This window comes from Mediterraneibacter faecis, from assembly GCF_055383675.1.
In genome coordinates, this window is record NZ_AP043803.1 from 2,596,851 (window position 1) to 2,617,152 (window position 20,302).

General features: G+C 43.4%; 17 protein-coding genes. 4 read left to right on the forward strand and 13 right to left on the reverse strand.

The annotated features are described in order from the left end of the window. Positions 1-11: 11 nt before the first annotated feature. From ACZ47Z_RS12390 to ACZ47Z_RS12410, 5 genes are all read right to left on the reverse strand, one after another. A complete protein-coding gene (locus ACZ47Z_RS12390) occupies positions 12-1,400 on the reverse strand; it encodes an aldehyde dehydrogenase family protein (protein ID WP_117568522.1) in 1,389 nt (462 codons plus the stop codon). Beyond that, entirely contained in the window at positions 1,391-1,912 is a 522-nt protein-coding gene (locus ACZ47Z_RS12395; protein WP_117540814.1) for a GlcG/HbpS family heme-binding protein, read from the reverse strand. Before ACZ47Z_RS12395 ends, ACZ47Z_RS12390 begins: the two co-directional genes overlap by 10 nt. Before the next feature lie 28 nt (positions 1,913-1,940). Then, entirely contained in the window at positions 1,941-2,753 is an 813-nt protein-coding gene (locus ACZ47Z_RS12400; RefSeq protein WP_020436524.1) for a class II aldolase/adducin family protein, read from the reverse strand. Between the two features lie 181 nt (positions 2,754-2,934). After that, positions 2,935-3,729, reverse strand: a complete 795-nt coding sequence (locus ACZ47Z_RS12405) for a glycyl-radical enzyme activating protein (RefSeq protein ID WP_117540816.1) — start codon at positions 3,727-3,729, stop codon at positions 2,935-2,937. A gap of 18 nt (positions 3,730-3,747) precedes the next feature. Continuing rightward, positions 3,748-6,279 carry a glycyl radical protein gene (locus tag ACZ47Z_RS12410; protein WP_464525605.1) on the reverse strand — a complete coding sequence of 844 codons (2,532 nt, stop codon included), beginning with the start codon at positions 6,277-6,279 and terminating at the stop codon, positions 3,748-3,750. A 282-nt stretch (positions 6,280-6,561) separates the two neighbouring features. Here ACZ47Z_RS12410 and ACZ47Z_RS12415 point away from each other — a divergent pair, with 282 nt between their 5' ends. Then, the gene (locus tag ACZ47Z_RS12415) at positions 6,562-7,281 is read left to right on the forward strand and encodes a phosphatase (protein ID WP_117916390.1); all 720 of its coding nucleotides are present in this window, start codon (positions 6,562-6,564) and stop codon (positions 7,279-7,281) included. 27 nt (positions 7,282-7,308) lie between these two features. Next, positions 7,309-8,112 (forward strand): Cof-type HAD-IIB family hydrolase, encoded by an 804-nt coding sequence (locus ACZ47Z_RS12420; protein WP_054751577.1) that lies wholly within the window; start codon positions 7,309-7,311, stop codon positions 8,110-8,112. Positions 8,113-8,203: 91 nt separating this feature from the next. On the opposite strand, the gene ACZ47Z_RS12425 is transcribed toward ACZ47Z_RS12420, so the two are convergent. The 7 genes from ACZ47Z_RS12425 to ACZ47Z_RS12455 all read right to left on the reverse strand — a co-directional run bounded on the left by ACZ47Z_RS12425 (position 8,204) and on the right by ACZ47Z_RS12455 (position 17,196). Continuing rightward, positions 8,204-9,457, reverse strand: coding sequence for an L-rhamnose isomerase (locus tag ACZ47Z_RS12425; RefSeq protein WP_054751575.1), 1,254 nt, complete (start codon positions 9,455-9,457; stop codon positions 8,204-8,206). Positions 9,458-9,487: 30 nt separating this feature from the next. Continuing rightward, positions 9,488-10,891 carry a rhamnulokinase gene (rhaB, locus tag ACZ47Z_RS12430; RefSeq protein ID WP_117568518.1) on the reverse strand — a complete coding sequence of 468 codons (1,404 nt, stop codon included), beginning with the start codon at positions 10,889-10,891 and terminating at the stop codon, positions 9,488-9,490. Between the two features lie 227 nt (positions 10,892-11,118). After that, positions 11,119-12,813 (reverse strand): [FeFe] hydrogenase, group A, encoded by a 1,695-nt coding sequence (locus ACZ47Z_RS12435; protein ID WP_055161057.1) that lies wholly within the window; start codon positions 12,811-12,813, stop codon positions 11,119-11,121. Positions 12,814-12,828: 15 nt separating this feature from the next. Further along, the gene (nuoF, locus tag ACZ47Z_RS12440; protein WP_117579163.1) at positions 12,829-14,697 is read right to left on the reverse strand and encodes an NADH-quinone oxidoreductase subunit NuoF; all 1,869 of its coding nucleotides are present in this window, start codon (positions 14,695-14,697) and stop codon (positions 12,829-12,831) included. Then, the gene (locus tag ACZ47Z_RS12445) at positions 14,694-15,173 is read right to left on the reverse strand and encodes a complex I 24 kDa subunit family protein (RefSeq protein WP_015528258.1); all 480 of its coding nucleotides are present in this window, start codon (positions 15,171-15,173) and stop codon (positions 14,694-14,696) included. The genes nuoF and ACZ47Z_RS12445 overlap by 4 nt, the downstream gene beginning before the upstream one ends. A 245-nt stretch (positions 15,174-15,418) precedes the next feature. Further along, positions 15,419-16,384 carry an AraC family transcriptional regulator gene (locus ACZ47Z_RS12450; RefSeq protein WP_117835524.1) on the reverse strand — a complete coding sequence of 322 codons (966 nt, stop codon included), beginning with the start codon at positions 16,382-16,384 and terminating at the stop codon, positions 15,419-15,421. Between the two features lie 20 nt (positions 16,385-16,404). Beyond that, on the reverse strand, positions 16,405-17,196 hold the full coding sequence (locus ACZ47Z_RS12455) for a ParA family protein (protein WP_054751814.1): 792 nt from the start codon (positions 17,194-17,196) through the stop codon (positions 16,405-16,407). Between the two features lie 219 nt (positions 17,197-17,415). Here ACZ47Z_RS12455 and ymfI point away from each other — a divergent pair, with 219 nt between their 5' ends. Both ymfI and pduB read left to right on the forward strand, forming a co-directional pair. Continuing rightward, on the forward strand, positions 17,416-18,147 hold the full coding sequence (gene ymfI, locus ACZ47Z_RS12460; RefSeq protein ID WP_464525606.1) for an elongation factor P 5-aminopentanone reductase: 732 nt from the start codon (positions 17,416-17,418) through the stop codon (positions 18,145-18,147). Continuing rightward, the gene (gene pduB / locus ACZ47Z_RS12465) at positions 18,144-18,872 is read left to right on the forward strand and encodes a microcompartment protein PduB (protein ID WP_117568513.1); all 729 of its coding nucleotides are present in this window, start codon (positions 18,144-18,146) and stop codon (positions 18,870-18,872) included. Before ymfI ends, pduB begins: the two co-directional genes overlap by 4 nt. A gap of 130 nt (positions 18,873-19,002) precedes the next feature. Here the strand turns inward: pduB and hflX are convergent, their stop codons facing one another. After that, positions 19,003-20,238 (reverse strand): GTPase HflX, encoded by a 1,236-nt coding sequence (hflX, locus tag ACZ47Z_RS12470; protein ID WP_054751567.1) that lies wholly within the window; start codon positions 20,236-20,238, stop codon positions 19,003-19,005. Between the last annotated feature and the right edge of the window lie 64 nt (positions 20,239-20,302).

Consider the following 20,302-nt stretch of genomic DNA (forward strand, 5'->3'; position numbering starts at 1 on the left):
CTATACCTCCGTTATCTTATACATAAGCTGTCTGTCATTACGCAACGTCTTCTCTTTGTGAAGCTGCTTGCGCTTGTAAGTCCTTCACCAGTTCTGCTGGCAATTGTAAATGTACAGAAGCCTTCGCCTCCGAATCCAAGTGCCGCATAGGATGGTCCGTTCTTAACAAGAATTGCTGTGTCAATTGCTTTTGCATATTTTGTAATACGATCTACATTCTTGGAGTGAATGTGAGCGGAATGTCTGTTGCCATGCTCAAGCCATACAGCCTGCTCTACAGCATCGTCGAAATCTTTCGCTCTTACTACACCAAGAATTGGCATCATAAGCTCTGTTGCGATCAGCGGATGTTCCTTTGGTCCTTCAAATGTAATACATCTGATATTGTCCGGAACTGTAACTCCGATCATTCCAAGCAGTGTCTTTGCATCACGTCCAACACATTTTCTGTTCAGCTTTCCGCCTGCAAGAACTACATTTGTCAGTGCATCCTGCTCTTCCTTGGAAGCCAGGTAGCATCCCTGCTCATTTACCATGTAGTGCATCAGTTCATCAGCGATAGAATCAACTGCAACAATCTCTTTTTCTGCGATACACGGAAGGTTGTTATCAAATGTACATCCGTTTACAATGTCCTCAGCTGCCTTACGGATATCTGCTGTCTCATCAACGAGTGCCGGTGGGTTACCTGCTCCAGCTCCGATTCCTCTTCTTCCTGAAGAAAGAACTGCTGTAACAACTCCCGGACCTCCTGTTGCAGCGATCAGCTGAATTGCAGGATGTTTCATCATGATGTTACTTGTCTCAAGTGTCGGATGCTCTACTGTACAAGCAATGTTGTCCGGTCCACCAGCCTCAACAGATGCTTCGTTCAGAAGATTAACTGCATAGATTGATGTTTTGATTGCTGCCGGATGTGGGTTGAATACTACTGTATTTCCACCTGCGAACATTCCGATTGTGTTACAGAGAACTGTCTCACTTGGGTTTGTACAAGGTGTAATCGCTCCGATTACTCCGAACGGTCCCATCTCGATCAATGTAAGACCCCTGTCTCCTGACCATGCCTGTGTAGTGATATCCTCTGTTCCCGGAGTCTTCTCAGCTACCAGCTGGTGTTTTAAAATTTTATGTCCGACATTTCCCATGCCAGTCTCCTGAACTCCCATACGGGCCAGGATTTCTGCATTCTCCATGATCTTTTTACGGATGTTGGAGATAACTTTCTCTCTGTGATCCAGTGACATCTTAGCCACGATCTTCTGGGACGCTTTCGCTGCCTCAATGGCCTCGTTCATATCCTTGAATACACCGCGGTCTCCCTGTACATCAGAAGCGATCTGCATCTTTGCAAGAACGTCCTGTACGATGTCCTGAACCATCTGTTCATTTATAGACACTCTAATACCTCCTTGAAGACTTGTTTTCCGTAAGCTGCGATTGCTGTGTCCTGCTCAGCAGTTCCACCGCTGACTCCGAGTGCACCGACGATCTTGCCATCAGCTTCGAGTACCTCTCCACCCCCGAAGATCACGATCTTACCGTCATTCGTAAACTGAATTCCGTATAACGGCTGTCCCGGCTGACTCAACTGACTTAACTCTGCTGTGGACATCTTAAGGCTCGCGGAAGTATATGTCTTATTTAACGCAATGTCAAAGCTTGCTATGTAGGCGTCATCCATACACTGGACGGCTACAGGTCTGCCTGCCTTGTCGGAAACTGCTACAACCGCATTCACGCCCACACGTGCCGCTTCTGCCTTAACTTTTTCAATCAAGGCATTGGCAAGCTTCAATGTCATCTGATGCTTTTTGCATTTACAGACATGTTTGTGTGTATGTTGTGGAGCTGCTTCCTTCATCTGATCCAGCACAGCCTGAACTGCACTGGTAATTTCCTGCTCATTCATAGCATTGCTCCTTTACTAATCTGTCAGATTACATTCCCAGCTGTTCCATAACTTTCTTTGTGATAGAAGCTACAAGATCAGCATCTGTTCCTTCTGGAGCTGCTGCTGAAGATCCGCCACAGTTTCCACCGCATGAATGGCAGCTTGGCTTACCAGCTTTAGCGTTCGGGCAAAGGTTTGCCGGGTGTTTTCCTGGAAGTCCCATCTGTCTTCTCAGTTCGTACAGTCTCTGAACCTGCTCATCGTTCAGTTCCTGAGGTCCGCCAACCTGCATGGACTGCCATAACAGACGTGCGTAGAACTCAAGAGACTCCATCTTGTGGTATGCGCTCAGAAGGCTGTCTGAGTAAGCAAGTGCTCCGTGGTTCTCAAGAAGAACTGCATCAAAGTGCTGAAGGTATGGCTCGATAGCGTCCGGAATCTCCATTGTAGAAGGTGTACCGTATTTAGCGATCGGAACACATCCAAGAGCGATAACCGCTTCTGGCATGATTGGCTGTGTAAGCGGAATACCAGCGATAGCGAATGTTGTAGCGTACAGTGGATGAGCATGTACTACAGACTGAACGTCTGGTCTCTCTCTGTACACACGCATGTGCATCTTAATTTCTGAAGATGGTCTGAATCCTTTATTTGCCTGAAGAACATTACCATTCTCATCTACTTTACAGATGTACTCTGGTGTCATGAATCCTTTGCTGACACCTGTTGGTGTACACAGGAACTCATGGTCGTTCAGTTTTACAGAAAAGTTTCCGTCATTAGCTGCAACCATTCCACGGTTGTAAACTCTTCTTCCGATTTCACACATTTCTTTTTTGATTTCGTATTCGTTTTGCATTTTTTCTCCTCCTTGGAATCGTGTCAAAACTTTTGTTTTGTGTTGTTTCTTAACTTATTTTACCACACAATCCCACATTAGTCAATTTGAACAGCCGTTGTTTTTGTTGTTTCTTGTGATTATTTTCACTATTTTCTCTGTTTTCGACTTCGTGCAGATTATCTGATTGTGTTTTTTATTTTTAACCACCGATCCGGCACTCTACACCGGAAACTTCTTCTGCTACTTTCAGAAGTCGTTCCATCTTTTCATTTGTCGGTGGTTTTACATCCCCCATCAGGTATGGGCGGTTCAGTCCGTCATATTTGTCCTGTCCCAGTCTGTGGTAAGGAAGAAGATGCATTCTTCTCACATTGCCAAGCTTACGGACATATGCGGCAATATCACGAATCTCCAGCTCTGTATCATTGAATCCCGGAATAACTGGAACACGGATGCTCAACTCTGTCATATGAGAGTCTGCAATCTTCTTTGCATTCTCTAACATCAGTTCATTCGAGCGTCCTGTAAATTCTTTATGTTTCTCTGGATTCATGTGTTTGATATCCAGCAGATACTGGTCTAAATATGGAAGAATCTCTTCGATTGTGCTGTATGGTGCGCATCCCATACTTTCCATCGCAGTTGTGATTCCTGACTCTTTCGCTGCCCGCAGAAGGTCTCTTGCAAACTTCGGCTGGCAAAGGCTTTCGCCTCCGGAAAGTGTAAGTCCGCCTCCGGTTCTTCTATAATAAGTACGGTCTTTTTCTACCGTCTTCATCACTTCCGCAACCGTTGTGTCCTCACCGATCACTTTTGGTTCTCCCTGCACCATCATTGTCTCGATCTCGTAGTGCTGCGATTCCGGATTACAGCACCAGCGGCATCTGAGCACGCACCCCTTCAGGAACACGATGGTTCGAATTCCATTCCCATCATGGATGGAATACCGCTGGATATCGAAGATTCTTCCTTTGGTCTTCAGATATTCTTCCATGCTGTCTCCCTCTTATTCTTAAAATCCCTGCTCTGTTCTGCGGATGATATCATCCTGCAGTGACTTGGACAATGTCGTAAACAGTGCACTATATCCAGCTACACGTACAACCAGATGTTTGTACTGTTCCGGATGCTCCTGTGCGTCCAGAAGTGTTTCACGGCTGACAACGTTAAACTGCATGTGGCTTCCCTTCTGATCAAAGTATGACTGGATCAGTCCTACAAACTTCTCAAGTCCTTCTCTTCCACTCAGTGCAGACGGATGAAACTTCTGATTGAACAGTGTTCCATTCGAAGCAATAAAGTGATCCAGTCTGGAAACGGAGTTTGCAGCTGCTGTCGGTCCGTTCACATCCTTACCGGCTGATGGCGATACTCCATCGGCTACCGGCATATGTGCCAGACGTCCGTCTGGTGTGGCTCCTGTCTGTCCGCCAAGCGGTACATTCGCTGATACTGGATATAATCCCGCCTGGAACATACCTCCACGTGGATTTTTGTATTTCTCCAGTGGTTTTGTATAAGTATAGGCAACGTCTCTTGCAAATGCATCAACCTCCGGAATATCATTTCCGAACTTCGGCACTGCATCGATCAGCTTGAGGATTCTCTCGCCGTTTGCCTTCACCTGTTCTGATTCTGTTGCTGCAACAACAGTTTTCAGGATTGCTGCAACTTCTTTCTCACCTACCGGCTGTCCGGCAGATTTCATTGCAGAAGCAACCTCTGATACCATCTCTGCAACATCCTCGTTGCTCAGGCCCTTTCCATAGTTTGTGCTAAGAGCCATCTTCAGATCATGCATCGTGATCTTATTCTCGTCATAAACGAGTTTCTTTACTGCGTAAAGTGCATCTGCCATATTGGCAACACCGAATCCCTGCGGACCTGTAAAGTTATATACAGCGCCTCCCTGTTCCAGTGTCTTTCCTCTCTTGATACAGTCATCAACCATACATGCAAGAAACGGCAACGGTGCTCTCTCCGCATGTGCCATATCAATGGCATTGTCAGCATTAACAAGCAGTGCGATCGCGTAATCCATCTGTGCTTTATAAGCATCATAGAATTCGTCAAATGTCTTCATATCCTCAACATTACCTGTCTTAGGACCAATCTGTACACCTTTGTCCACACCATTTGAAAATACCAGTTCCAGCGGACGACACATATTGAAGAATGCTGCATCATGCCACCCATTTGTCTTACCGGACTTCTGTGGTTCTACACATCCGATGATGTTGTAGTCTCTCGCATCCTGTAAAGTCAGTCCGCGGCTCTCAAGTGACGGGATAATAACCTCATCATTATAATAAGCCGGGAGTCCGATTCCTGTTCTTGTAAGTTCTGCTGCATAAATCAGGAATTCATGTGGTGATCCATTCCAAACTCTTACAGAAAGAGAAGGCATTGGAAGGAATACATGCATAGATGATGTAATACACATAAATGAAAGATCATTCGTAACATCTATACCATCTTCATTCTGTCCTCCTGCAATCAGGTTCTGGAACAGACTGTAACCTGCGAATCCTTCTGCTGAAGCCGCATCACGGCACTTGTTCAGGTCATTTAATTTAACCCAGATACAATCCAGCAGTTCCTGTGCAAACTCTCTTGTGATCTTGCCGCTGTCGAGATCCTTCTTATAATAAGGATACATATACTGATCAAATCTTCCAGGGGAGATTGAATGTCCACTGGACTCAATCTGTAACAGCTGCTGTACAAACCAGAAGGACTGACATGCTTCGTAGAATCCTGTCGCACCCTTCTCCGGTACATTCGCACAATTCTGTGCAATGATAAGAAGTTCTTTCTTTCTTACCGGATCAGAACATTTCTCCGCCATCTCAAGTGCAAGCTTTGCATAACGACGGGCATATGTAATTGCAGCATCACAGCTGATCATCACTGCCTCAAGGAAACGTGATTTTGTCTGGTAGTTACCATCACTAACCTTCATAGAAGCAAGCTCATCTTCTGCTTTCTTGCGAATTCCGGAAAATCCGATCTCGAGAACTTCACCGTACTTAACTGTCACATGTCCTACACCATTATAGAAATAGTTTCCAGGTGTAAAGATATTGTGTTCAATGTCAAGTAATGTCTCCGGCTCCATGTATGCTGTAGCCAGGTCACTTGTTGTACGGCCCTTCCAGTAAGCATTCGCCTCTTTCAGTTCCTTCTTCGTCTGCTCAGAGATGTAGAACGGGTCAGCACTTCTTGTTTCAACTGTATCAAACTCTGCCTCCAACCACTCGTAAGAGAACTCCGGAAATGTCTGGCATCCTCTTGGGGCAAGTGTGCTGCTTCCAACAACAAGTTCCAGGTCACGGATCGTAATCGGAATATTCTCCAAAATGTGCTGGAATGCTTTTGCTCTACGGATGATCATTGGTTCATTCTCAGTCTGTTTGTACGACTCCGTAATCAGTACTGCTCTCGCCGACTCAATCTCAGGCATCTTCGCATACAGGTTTTCTACCAGTTTTGGAATTCTGTCCGACTTCGGGATGGGAGTACTGTCATAAGTATAAAGTCCCATTTTACTCTTAAACTCCTTTCTTCCAATATTAACATTTATTATACTTTATTTATCCCCCAAAGTCAATCAAAACACAATACATCCCACATTATATTTCTCTAAAGTTACAACAAATCCCAACATGGTTTGTGTTGTGTTTTATTTGTTTTTTCTCTGTATTTTGCCTCGAATTAATTGACATTTCACTCGAAATACCGCATAATTAAGGTATATATGCGACCATGACACGTTAATCGACACTGTGTCTCTCGCGCGAACGATTAGAAAGAAGGGTTGGATTATATGGCTTCTTATGAATTTGATGTCCACACACATTCCATCGCCAGCGGGCACGGAACCTGTGCGACCATGACTGATATGGCAAAAGCTGCCAATGCAGCTGGGCTTAAGATGCTTGGAATTTCCGATCATGGTCCGAAAACGCTTGGTGGCGGACGCATTTCTTATTTCCGCAGCCTTGCATTTGCACAACCAAAGCGTCTCGGTGTTAGAATGCTTTACGGTGCAGAGGTAAATATTCTGGATCAGGAAGGAAAACTGGATCTTGATGATGAGATTTTAGAGTCTCTGGATTATGTTATAGCAAGTATGCACCGTCCAATTTTTAAATCCGGAACAGCAGATGAGAACACCCGTGCTTATATCAAGACTATGGAGAATCCTAATGTTAATATCATCGGTCATTGCGATGACGAAAAATTCCCTGTAGATTATTTTGCGCTTTTCCGTGCTGCAATGGAGAACCATGTTCTGCTTGAGATCAATAACAGTTCTTTAAGTCCGGATGGATATCGTGGGGATACGACCTACGCTGATCTCTTAATATTGAATCTGTCCAAGCACTTTAATTATCCGGTTCTGTTCTCCAGTGACAGCCACGGCACCGAACATATCGGTGACTTCCAGTATGCCGAAGCTTTGGCTCGAAAAGTTGACATTCCGGAGGATCTTATCCTGAATTACTCTGTGCGTAAATTTATGGGATTTTTAGGTGAGAGATAATACTATAATATAGAAGGAATACTTACAATGGGAAAATGTCTTTTCTTTGATGCAGATGGAACAATTTTAGATATTGTAAAAGGAACACCAGAAGATACAAAACTTGCACTTCAACAGTTGAAAAAAAACGGACATAAGACTTTCATCTGTACCGGTCGTTCAAACGCTTTTGTTCCTGAATATCTTATGAAGGAGATTGGATTTGACGGACTTATCGCTAATCTTGGAGCATATATCGAATATAATGGAACGCGGGTATTTGAGCGTGAGATGCCAACCGACCTGGCATGGAAGACCGTAGAGATCATTAAGGCAAACGGTTTTATCCCTGTACTGGAAGGCAATGATTATATGTACTATAATCTGGATGAATATACAAGTGACATAGACTGGTTTGCTGATCTGATCACTCAGGAACTCGGTGACAAACTGCTTCCTATTCGTGGAAATGAACATAATCTTCACTTTAACAAAATAAGTGCCAAGCGCACACCCGGATGTAATCCAGAGAAATTATGCCAGGAATTATCCCTATGGTATGATTATATTATTCACAGTGGATCTTTTGTTGGAAGAACGATTGAATTTGTCATGAAAGGCTGTTCCAAAGGACTTGCGATCAGTGTTATGAGTAATGTACTTGGATACGAAAAGAGGGATGTTATTGCTTTCGGCGATAGCAATAATGACTTGCCAATGTTCCAAGCTGCCGGATTTAAGGTTGCTATGGGAAATGGATCTGAAGACTTGAAATCACAGGCTGATTATGTGACCGGCGCCTTGGAAGACGGCGGAATCCGCCAGGCGCTGGAATATCTGAATTTGATTTAAAAAGGATACTCCATTCCTTGACCAACTTCGCATTTTCGAACAAAAATGGGGCATATCAATTTCCTGATATCCCCCATTTTTTCACTCTTTATTATGCTCTCTTAGACAGCACTTCATCCTCATATTTCTGAATGTCATCAAACCATCCTTCAGCTTCTACACCACACTGACGGCAGTACTCTTCCCATACATCACCGATTGGAAGTGTCTTGCACTGTTCCATAACAACCATCTTCTTGCTCATCTGGTTTGTATCCTGAAGCTCTTTGAGCATCTCGCTTGGCTGACAAAGTGCATCAAGCAGTGCTTTCTGGAAGCTGCGGAATCCTGTTACCCATGCGGAGATACGGTTGATGGAAGCATCAAAGTAATCCAGTGCAATATATGTACGGTCAATTCCGTTCTCGCAGCGAACGATCTCTTTTGCGATCTCTTTTGTCTCATCATCAAAGAGAACTACATGGTCTGAATCCCAACGGATCGGACGTGTAACATGCAGAGCAATCTCCGGGAAGAATGTAAGCAGTGCCGGAATCTTATCGGATACTACTTCTGTTGGATGATAATGTCCGTTGTCCATCAGTGGCAGACATTTGTCTTTGTTCATTGCAGCGTAGCTCAGTGAGAATTCAGCTGACCCTACTGTATAAGCCTCAACACCGATACCGAATACTTTAGACTCTACACAAGGTTTTACAAGGTTTGTGTCAAATGGCTCGGAAAGGATTGCATCGATAGACTCTTTGTAGCGTACACGAGGTCCCATACGGTCAGCCGGAATATCTTTGAATCCGTCACCTGTCCAGATATTCATTACACAAGGAACTCCTGTCTGCTCCGCAAAATACTGTGAAATGCGGATGCAGGCTTTTCCATGCTCGATCCAGAAGTTTCTTACTTCCTCATCCGGGCTTGAAAGTGTAAGTCCGTCTTTTACCATTGGATGTGAGAAGAATGTTGGATTAAAATCAAGTCCCATTCCTCTTTCTTTTGCAAAATCAACCCATTTCTGGAAATGTTTTGGCTCTAATTTATCACGATCTACGAATTCACCATCTTCAAAGATTGCGTAGCATGCATGAACATTGATTTTCTTTTTACCCGGCATCAGGCTCATTGCCTTATCCATATCAGCTAACAGTTCTTCCGGAGTTCTTGCTTTTCCCGGATAGTTTCCTGTTGTCTGGATTCCTCCTGTCAGAGGGCCGTCGTGGTCAAATCCTGTTACATCATCTCCCTGCCAGCAGTGAAGAGAAACCGGAATTTCTTTACATTTCGCGATTGCTGCGTCTGTGTCCACTCCTAATTTTGCATAGATTTCTTTGGCTGATTCATATCTTGTCATCTTTTCTTCCTCCATTTTTGTGAATTTGAATTACACATTTTCGTATATTTTTACATCAAACGATTTTCCAACACATGTTCTTGCTTCCGGCAGGTCTTTAAACACTCCATCATGTAGCATCTGGACAACAATATTTCCGATTGCTGTTGCTTCAGAAGGCCCTGCGGAAACTTTTTTTCCTGTATATTTTGCTGTCAGTTCGTTAAGATATCCTGCATTGGCACCGCCACCGACAACATAGATTGTAGTGTATTTTTTTCCTGTTAATGCTTCAATCTCTTCGATCGTATCGCCATAACATTTTGCAAGACTGTTGTAGATAACTGCTGCAATCTCGCCCACTGTTTCAGGCACCTGCTGCTTGGAATCACGGCAGAACTTCTTCACAGCTTCAATCATGCTCTTCGGAGCAAGGAAGCAGTCATCATTACAGTCTACTAAAGATGTGATCGTCTCTTTGGAAGCTCTCTCACAAATCTCTGCAAAAGAAAGATCCTCTGTGAATTCTTTCTTTACAGACTGGATCATCCAGAGTCCCATGATATTTTTCAGGTAACGGAAACGGTGATCGTATCCACCTTCGTTTGTGAAGTTTGCCTGCATACTTCTCAGTGAGCAGTCTGCTTCTTTTCTCTCAATTCCCATCAAAGACCATGTGCCGGAGCTGATATAAATGGCATTGTCATCGTTGGTTGGTACCGCAAGTACCGCTGAGCCTGTATCATGAGTGGCTGGAAGAACAACCTTGCAGTTGAATCCAACCTCGTTCTGAATGTCCTGTGTAAATTCGCCTACTACTGTTCCCGGCATAGATACCGGCTGGAACATCTCTTTGTTGTATCCGAGCATATCGATCAGTTCATAATCCCAGTCATTTGTCGTCGGATTCACAAGCTGTCCTGTTGTCGCATTTGTATATTCATTTTTCTTCACACCTGTCAGCAGAAAATGGAAGTAATCCGGAATCATCAGGATTGCTTTTGCCTGTTCAAGGTACTCCGGATGAGTCTCTTTTACAGCCATCAGCTGATAGATTGTATTGAATATCTGCTTCTGGATACCTGTTCTCTCATACAATGCGGAAAGGGAAATCTTTTCATACACTTTCTCATCCATTCCATTCGTACGACTGTCACGATAGCCTACTGTATCTCCGAGGATCTGATCCTTCTCATCAAGAAGCACATAGTCAACTCCCCAAGTATCAATTCCCATTGTTGCCGGTATCTTTCCAAGCTCTTTACATTTCTTCAATCCGTTCTTGATTTCTGTAAAAAGACGATCTACATCCCAGCATAAAGTACCGTTTTTGTTATCCATTCCATTTGGAAAACGGTAAACCTCTTCCAGTTTCATCTTTCCATCTTCCATGGATGCCAGCATATGACGTCCACTGGATGCTCCGATATCAACTGCCAGATAATAATTGCCCATTGTTTGGTGCCTCCTTGTTATTTTTCTATTACTGTTCATTTCTTATGACTTTATTATACCCACGCTTTTTATGTAAAAAAAGGACGCTATTTACGAAAAACAGCGTCCTTATTTGCATTATATTTTGTTTTTAGGGTTCTCTTTTGCACCTTGTACAATTTTCAATTACTATTTTTGTTGAAAATGTATATCTTCATTTCAAATGTAATTCTCCACAACCAGATACTTTATTTACCGGAGAAATTTCTATGAAGAAGCTCATGCTCTTTTCCCTTCAGCAAAGTATCGTACAAGGAAAGAATCATTGGGTTCTCATTTGATTTCTTGATCTGAGTGTTTACATCTGTATCATATAAGCCCTTCATTCTTGCTTTTCTGGTTCTCGGTCCTGCATTCACCGGCTGACCTCCACCCATGATACATCCTCTGCGGCAGGCCATCACTTCCACAAAATCATACTCTGCTTCGTGATTTTTAATCTGCTGCAATACTTTATCTGCATTTGCAAGGCCATTTACAACTGCTGCCTTAATCTCTCTTCCATTATAATTATAAGTCAGCACTTTAATACCATCGTCCCCACGCACACCACTCTTTTTAATAGACTCCATGTCTACTCTGTTGTGTCCCTGCTGCAGCCTACGGAGCACTGCCTCTGTAACACCACCGGTAACACCGAAGATCACGCCACTTCCTGAGCCGATACCAAACGGTACATCAGCCGCTTCAATCTCAACCTTGTCGAATACAATTCCTGATTTACGAATCATTCTTACGATTTCTGTTGTTGTCAGCACGTAATCAACATCCTGCTTGCCATTTGTATAAGATTCCGGACGTAAGATTTCTTCCTTCTTCGCCGTACAAGGCATAATTGATACAGATACAATCTTCTTTCCTTCATTTTTCTCAGGATCTTTATAATACTCTCTTACAACAGCTCCAAACATCTGCTGCGGTGATCTGCATGTTGAAAGATTTGGCACGAATTCCGGATATTTATTCTCACAATATTTTACCCATGCCGGACAGCACGATGTAAAGAGTGGCATCTTCTCACCGGAAGTAAATCTCTCAATAAACTCTTTGGATTCCTCCACAACTGTCAGGTCTGCGCCATAGGATGTGTCATATACTTCATCAAATCCCAGACGATGCAGTACTCCAACGAGTTTGCCCATCACATTTTCACCTTTGGCATAACCAAAGTTATCACCGATTGCAACACGTACAGCCGGAGCGATCTGAGCGATCACTTTTGTATTCTTGTCTGCCAAAGCTTCCCACACTTCATCAATATTGGTATGAATACTGATTGCACCGGTCGGACAGACAACACGACACTGTCCACAACCTACGCAGTCTGTTTCTGCAATCTTCTTATTAAATGCCGGTATTACCTGTGCATCAGTTCCACGATACGCGAAGTCGATTGCATTGATATTCTGTACATTATCACACATTCTGACACAGTCACCACACAGGATACATTTATTCGGATCTCTGATAATTGCGTGTGAACTTGTATCAATCGGCTGTATCTCTCTTACATTTTCAAAGCGGATCTCATGAACTCCCATACGGTGCGCCAGTTCCTGCAGATGACACTCGCCGCTCTTGATACACGTCGTACAATCTCTGCAGTGAGCAGCCAGAAGTAGTTCCAGTATCAGTTTTCGGTAGCGCATCAACCTTGGTGTATTTGTATAAATAATCATCCCGTCTCTCGGCTTTTCTGAACATGAAGCAAACGTTTTCCCTCTGTCATCTTCTACCGTGCATAATCTGCAGGCACCATAGATAGATAATTCCGAATGATAACACAAGGTAGGGATATCAATCCCGGCTTTTCTTATTACAGACAATACATTAGGTTCATCCGTGAACTCAATGGCCTGTCCGTCAATTGTCATAATTCCCATAAATCTCTATCCTCCCTACTCTGTATAAACAGCTCCAAATGGGCAGTTATCGATACAACTTCCACACTTGATGCACTTTGAATGATCAATTGTAAATGGTGATTTTATTTTTCCTGTGATCGCATTTACCGGACAGTTCTTCGCACATTTTGAACATCCTTTACATTTCTCCGGATCAATCTTAAACACACGAAGATTAGAACAGACTCCCGCACGACATTTCTTATCTATTATGTGCTCTTCATATTCTTTTCGGAATGCATGGATCGTACTTACGACCGGCTTTGGTGCACTCTTTCCAAGACCACATAAGGCAGTATTTTCAATCATGTCTGCCAGTTCTTCCAGTTCATCGAGGTCGCTCATTTCTCCGTTTCCGGCAACTATGCGTTCCAGGATCTCCAGCATACGCTTAGTTCCTTCTCTGCACGGAACGCATTTTCCACAGCTTTCTCTCTGTGTGAAGTTCATGAAGAATCTTGCAACCTCTACCATACAGGTGTCTTCATCCATAACAACAAGTCCACCGGAACCAATCATAGCACCGATCTTTGACAGTGAGTCAAAATCCATCTTACTGTCAAGCTGGGATTCTACCAGACATCCACCGGATGGACCACCGATCTGAACTGCCTTGAATCCTTTATCGTCTTTGATGCCGCCTCCGATATCAAAGATGATTTCACGTAAACTTATTCCCATAGGCACTTCGATCAATCCGGTATTTTTTACATTTCCGGTAAGGGCAAATGCTTTCGTTCCTGGACTTTGCGGTGTACCGATACGGCTGTACCAGTCTGCTCCGTTTTTAATGATCATCGGGATATTTGCATAAGTCTCTACGTTATTTAATACTGTTGGTTTCTCCCATAATCCCTGCTCTACTGTTCTCGGAGGTTTTACTCTTGGCATGCCACGCTTGCCTTCAATTGAAGCTGTAAGTGCAGAACCTTCCCCGCATACAAACGCACCGGCTCCACGATTGATATGTAATTTAAAACTAAATCCTGTTCCGAGGATATTATCTCCCAGAAGTCCTTTCTCCTCTGCCTGAGCAATAGCGATCTGCAGTCTTCGTACTGCCAGTGGATACTCTGCACGGACATAAATATATCCTTCCTGAGCCTGCACCGCATAAGCTGCCAGCATCATACCTTCGATCATTCGGTGAGGATCACCTTCCATAACGCTTCGATCCATAAATGCACCCGGATCTCCTTCATCACCATTGCAGACTACATAACGGATCTTTTCCGGCTGACTCGCTACCTGTGACCATTTTCTTCCCGCCGGAAATCCTGCTCCGCCTCTTCCACGAAGACCTGCATCTGTAACCGTCTTAATCACTGCTTCCGGAGTCATTTCAAACACAGCTTTTTCGAAAGACTCATATGCTCCTACCGCCATTGCATCTTCAATATGCTCTGCATCAATATGACCGCAGTTTCTCAACACTAGACGGGTCTGCTTGGCATAGAATGGAATTTCTTCCTGTGTCTGATATACATGACCATTATCTTCATACATCAATCTTGTAACCGGTTCTCCATGAAGAATCGTCTTTTCAAAAATTTCTTCGCAGTCTTCCAGTTTTACTTTCAGATACAGATAGTTATAAGGTTCAATACGAACCAGCGGACCCATCTCACAGAATCCATGGCATCCGCTCATCTTAAGTCCCACATGAGCGATTTCTTCACCGATTTTGACTGTTACATGATCCATATTGGAAGTTAGTTCTTTCAAACGGGCATATATTTTATCTGAACCACCTGCCAGACATCCTGTTCCTCCACAGACCAGAATACAGCAGTTTTCTTTCTGCCGCTTTTCCTTACACTCTTCTCTCCATAACTGGAGCTGCATTCTGTTTTCTATCCTCATTCCTCTTCCTCCCGCAGCTTCTTGATCAGCTCGCTCATTTTCTCAGGTGTCATTTTCGGATGTACTTCATCATTGACCATTACGGCCGGTGCCAGTCCGCATGCGCCTAAGCATGAAACCGTCTCTACTGTAAACAACTGGTCATCTGTTGTGTGTTTCTTTTTCCCAAGCCCCAGTTCCTTGTAAAGTCCTTCCAGAATCGGAATAGATTTGCGCACATGACAGGCTGTTCCATCACATACTTTTATCACATATTTTCCTTTTGCCTCAAAAGAAAAATTTTCATAAAAGCTTGCTACACTGTAAGCTTTCGCCTCGGAGATTCCCAGTTTCTCCGCAACATAAGTTAAAAGCTCCGGTGGAAGATAGCGATATTCTTCCTGAATCCCCTGTATAATCGGGATCAAAGACTTTTCTTCACATGTATACTGTGCAATAATCTCATCTGTTTTTTCGTAATAGGATATATCTAACATCGTGCCCCTCCTTTTTGTATTTTTCACATATGTTTCATTATACATCCTATCTTCTTTTGTGCATAGTGCTATTTTGATATTATTTTTGCAATTTTATTTCGTCGTTTTTTTATTTTTATCTGTTTCCATACGTTGTTACTGATGCAAATTGCCAACTCTCACTTCAGTATAGTCTTCGGTTTACTATTCGCGTAAAAAAAGAAGATGCCATCTGTGAAAAATAGCATCCTCTCTATACTTTATCCTTAACTCATGTTTTCAATCCGATATTCTTTCGGACTGATTCCGTAGCGTTCTTTAAATTTTCTATAAAAATAGCTTGTATTGTCGTATCCAACTGCTTCTATAATGTCCGACACCGCAATCCTGCTGTTTATCAGAAGATACACTGCCTGCTGCATCCTCTTTTCCTGAAGAAGTTCTTTATATGTTTTCCCTGATTTCTTCTTAATCTCACGACTCAGCCAATAGACATCCACTTTCATCTCTACCGCCAGTTCTGACAACGTGCCTTCTTTAAAATGATCCTCAATATAGCGATACACATTCGCCATAATCTCTGTGTCAAATTTGCGTCCGCCGGCTTCCATCTTATCCATATAATTCAACAACTGAAGAAACAAAAGTCCCATCGTGATCTGATTACTGCTTCGCTTATTGGAAATGTCATAGAAGATCGTCCATACCATATTCTCGATCAGATTCTGCACCGGGAGAATATCAGCCACATGAAAATACAGATAAGACGTCTCTTCATCTCTTCCACACAATGCACCGACAAGAAAATCTTTTAGCTGGTTTTCTTCTGCTCCGATCATCGAGAACGCTGTGTTAAAAAACTCCGGCAGGACAATAAAATTCACCGCAATATCATACTCTCCTGCCGGAAGGATCTCCTGTACTGCATTCTGATTCAGAAACAGAAGGTCACCCTGTTCGAGCACAACCTGATTGCCGTTCACGATATGTGTCGTTGTTCCCTGGCACATATAAATTACTTCTATATAATTGTGTGTATGCGCCGGGAAATGTACAAAGCGAGTATGCGGTCTGACCTGGATCAACTTCCCCTTCTTCAGAAGTTTCGCACTATCCACAACCATTTCCTTCTTTTCTGTATAAAGCTGTGGATCGATCTCCTGTTTTCCTTCAAGGATCCGGCGTTCCTCATCTGTGATCATCGCCAGTTCCCGGATCAGTTCCTGATGCATCTATTGCCTGCCTTTCTGGTTTATCCTTTTAATGTAGCTGCAATCTCTCTCGTTAATTCCATGTACTCTTTCGCACTTCTACTGCTCTTCTTATATGCGATCACCGGTGCATTATTATCCTGCGACCACTCAATTCCACTGTCCACGCGAATGTAAGTATCAAATACTTTCACATCATCTAACTCTTGCAGAGTCTCTAATGTCTGTTTGAAATAATTCTTTCTTGTATCAACCTTTGTGATCACAATTCCACCAAGCTTGAGATCCGGTGCAATTTCTTCTACACTGTCCAGGAATTCGAACATATTTCCAAGACCAAACAGTCCCCATGGAGATGCCTCTACCGGAAGGATCACATAATCGGACGCACACAGGATATTCATCACCCATCCACCAAGTGTCGGCGGTGCATCGATCAGAATATAATCATAAACCTCTGACTCGCGGATCTTCTTCAATCCTTTTTTCAAAATATACTCTCTCTGCCATTTTGTAAAAAGTTCATATTCAATCGAACTCATCAATGTAGAAGACGGAATCAGATCAAGTCCTTCGTATTTTGTATTCACGATATAATCTGTCAGATCATCCTGTCGCTTAATTGCTTCATACAAATTTTTGTCACTCTGTGCATATGCAAGCACTGTATCTTCGTCAAACAAAGAAAGGGAGAGATTCAGCTGCATATCTCCGTCGATCATCAGAACCTTTTTCCCAAGCTCTCTCAAGCCAAATCCAACATTTGAACAAGTTGTGGTCTTTCCGCTTCCTCCCTTATTATTCGTAAAACAGATTACCTTTGTCTTTGCCATTGTGTTCTCTCCTTCTTCCGAAATCATCAAATCTATCCTAATTACTGTATCCAGTAACGCCTTTTCTAAAATTTTAGCATATCCATTTACGAAAGACAATGAAATCCAATCCATTTTATGTTATAGTTAATGTATCTGAGTAATCGTTAGAATTTTATCATGATCACTCTCCAAATCAGCCGCTTATTTAAGGGCTCAGAAAGACTGAGGTTTTCTTTTATGAATAAAAAATCCATACTGATCACCGGTTCTTCCCGCGGCATCGGGCGTGCCTGTGCGAAAGCATACGCCAAGGCCGGTTATCACGTATTTCTCAACTGTGTCCACCAGGTGGAACGCTTAGAAGAACTCGCACATGAGATTCTCTCAGACGGTGGTTCCTGTACAGCAGTTCCTGGAGATGTCAGTAACCCCGACGAAGTCCGGAAGATTTTTCAGATTATTGAAAAAGAGTGTGGTGGCGTTGATATTCTGATCAACAATGCCGGTATCGCCTGGTTCGGACTTCTGACCGACATGACTGACAATGACTGGGATAAGATTCTTGCCACGAATCTTTCTTCCGTCTTCTACTGCAGCCGCGCAGCCATTCCATACATGGTATCTAAAAAATATGGAAAGATTCTGAATATTTCTTCTATGTGGGGAACTGTCGGTGCTTCCTGTGAAGTTGCTTATTCCGCAACAAAATCCGGAATACACGGATTGACACGAGCACTTGCCAAGGAACTTGCACCGAGTAATATTCAGGTGAATGCAATCGCCTGCGGTGTGATTGACACAGAAATGAATGGTCGTTTGAACGAAGAGGAACGCCAAGACCTTATGGATGAGATTCCTTCCGGACGTTTTGCCGATCCGGCGGAAGTTGCCGAGCTTGCACTGAAGCTCACAGATACGCCGGCTTATATGACCGGACAGATTATTGGAATAGATGGAGGATTTATATGATAGACGTACATCACATTGAACAGATTTCACAGGATTGTTCTCTTACTGAATTCGTTGGAACAACTGTTTTGGATACAATCGGACTTGTTATCCCGGGAATTGACCCTTCACTTCTCGAGAAGATGAATCTAAAAAGGCCATATAAAAGTCTTGGCCTGATCAGTTCAAGAACAGGTGCAGCCGGACAGATCAATGCAGCTGACGAGGCTGTCAAGTCCACGAACACGGAGATTGTTTCCATCGAACTTCCTCGTGATACAAAAGGCTGGGGCGGACACGGTTGTTTTATCGTGATCGGCGGAGACAACGTCTCTGATGTGCGCCGTGCTGTTGATATTACACTTGAATATATCGGCAAATATGCCGGTGAGCTCTACATCAGCCAGGCCGGACATCTGGAATTCACTTTCTCTGCCTGTGCAGACAAAGCACTTCATATGGCATTCAACGCTCCGATTGGAAAACCATTTGGATTCTTCTGCGGATCCCCTGCTGCCATTGGACTAGTCATGGCTGACCTCGCTGTGAAATCTTCCCCGGTTGAAGTCATCAAGTACATGACTCCTGACCAGGGAACAAGCCATTCGAATGAAGTGATTGTCGCAGTAACCGGGGATGCGGATGCCGTTAAGAATGCAGTTCTTACCGCAAGAGATGTAGGTCTTCAGCTGCTTGTCTCCATGGGAAGTTACCCTGAGAGCCCGGCAACACCGTATCTGCAGTAGGATTTAACTATACAGAAACACTATATAATATCACGCGAACTCCAAGGACAGTCTTTCCTCTGTTCTTATAAGAAAAACCGTAAGATGAAGCTCATTTCCTGCTTCTCTTACGGTTTTGTTATCTATCTATTTATAATCTCCCATAAATATCCTGCGGCACATACGCCTTAACCTCAATTCCTTCCGGCACATATTCTTCAGATAACAGCTGTCCCTTACTGCGGATCAGCTGAATCTTGCCCGCTTCACTGAAGTCATATAAACGTTCAATATAAATCTGTTCTTTACGGATAATCTCCAATAACGCCTGCTTAAACGCTTCCATTCCCTGCCCGGTCTTCGCAGATGTCGCAATGGAATAATCTGCCTGAAGATCTTTGTGATTAACCGGATTTTCAACCTTGTCCTGCTTATTAAACAGTGTAACGACCGGTTTTCCTTCTGCTCCAAGCTGTCTGAGTGTCTCATAAACTACATGCATCTGTGCATCCATCTGTGGATTCGAAGCATCAACTACGTGCACAATAATATCCGCATACTTTGCTTCTTCCAGTGTACTCTTAAATGCCTCTACTAAATGATGTGGAAGCTTGTTGATAAATCCAACCGTATCCGTAAGAAGGATTTCCTGTGTATTATCCAAGGTCAGTGCTCTCGTTGTTGTATCCAATGTTGAGAAAAGCATCGCATCCTCCAATACTCCTGCCTGTGTCAGTGCATTCTCAATACTGCTCTTCCCTGCTGAAGTATAACCTACTAACGCTGCTACTTTCAGTCCTGACTGCTTTCTCTGTCCACGAATCAATTCTCTGTGGCGCTCTACATCTTTCAATTCCTTCTTCAGTCTGCTGATACGTTCTCTGATCAGACGGCGGTCCATCTCCAGTTTTTTCTCTCCCGGTCCTCTTGTTCCGATTCCTCCGCCGAGTCTGGAAAGAGATTTTCCAAGTCCTGCCAATCTTGAAGCACGGTACTTTAACTGTGCTAATTCTACCTGAATCTTACCTTCTCCTGACACTGCCCTGGCTGCAAATATATCAAGGATCAGAAGTGTTCTATCCATGATTTTACAATCCAGTTCTGCTTCCAGATTCCCCATCTGCACACTTGTCAACTCGTCATCACAGATAATTCCTGTTCCGTGCGTCTCCCACAATAATTCCTTTAATTCCAGAATTTTTCCTTTTCCTATATAAGTTCCCGGATGGATATTTTCTCTTGGCTGGATCATACGGCCGACAACTTCTGCACCTGCTGTCTTCGCAAGCTCTCCAAGCTCATCCAGGGATCGTTCTGCCTGATCAGATCCATCCGTATCTACCGCAATGAGAATTACCCTCTCTTTTATTTCATCCATTGATATCATATTTTCTTTTCCTTATCTACTTATCATGATCTGCTAATATGCAACCTGCCCTGCTACTGACCGC